Annotated in this window: 2 pseudogenes; both read left to right on the top strand. The window is 71.0% G+C overall.

The features are described 5' to 3' along the window. Positions 1 to 310: pseudogene (locus tag A5646_RS22995) on the top strand (RNA polymerase subunit sigma-70); the annotation flags it as partial. Beyond that, positions 307 to 708, top strand: a pseudogene (locus A5646_RS23000) (hypothetical protein); the annotation flags it as partial. The pseudogenes A5646_RS22995 and A5646_RS23000, both read left to right, overlap by 4 nt.

Consider the following 708-nt stretch of genomic DNA (forward strand, 5'->3'; position numbering starts at 1 on the left):
GGCCATCCAGCACACCGCGGAGGCGCAGCGGCAGCCCGGCTTGACGCTGGTACGCACGACGTTTCGGGCCGAGGCCGGCACCCGCGACGACGTCGCCGCCGTCAACGCCGCCCTGATCTGTCGGGACCATCTGCTTGGATCGCTTGATGAACGGTCATTGCGGATAGTGAGGGGCTTGATGACGGGCCGGACCAAAAAGGAGCTCGCCGCCGAAGAGGGCATCAGCCCGTCGGCGGTGTCCCAACGCGCGAGCCGCGACGGCCTGGACTTGATTGTGCTTGCCAGTCAATACCTTCGGAGTCTGCCGTGAGCGCCGTGGCGGTCTTTCTCATCGCCCTCGGCGTCGCCGACCTCTGCCGGCGTGCGGTCGGTGCGCTATGGCCACCGCTGCTGGCCGGGCCGGTGGTGGTGCTGGCGTGCGCGGGGCTGGGCGCCCTGTGGCGTGCCGGGGACATCGCGCTGCTCGTGCTGGCCGCCGCGGCGGTGGTGGCGTGGGAATGGCTTTGCGCGCGAAGCGAACTCAGCGGCAAAAACCAGATCGCTCCGCTGGCGGTGTTCGGCGGCGCGCTGGCGGTGCTGGCCCTGTTATCCGGCTGGTCCTCGCCGGGCGGCGGCGTCGTCGCGCGGTGGTCGGCCTCGGCCCGAAACGTCGTGCGTACCAGCGTCAAGCCGGGCTGCCGCTGCGCCTCCGCGGTGTGCTGGATGGCC

Origin of the sequence: Mycobacterium sp. 1245499.0 (assembly GCF_001673615.1) — a bacterium.
Taxonomy (GTDB): Bacteria; Actinomycetota; Actinomycetes; order Mycobacteriales; family Mycobacteriaceae; genus Mycobacterium; species Mycobacterium europaeum_A.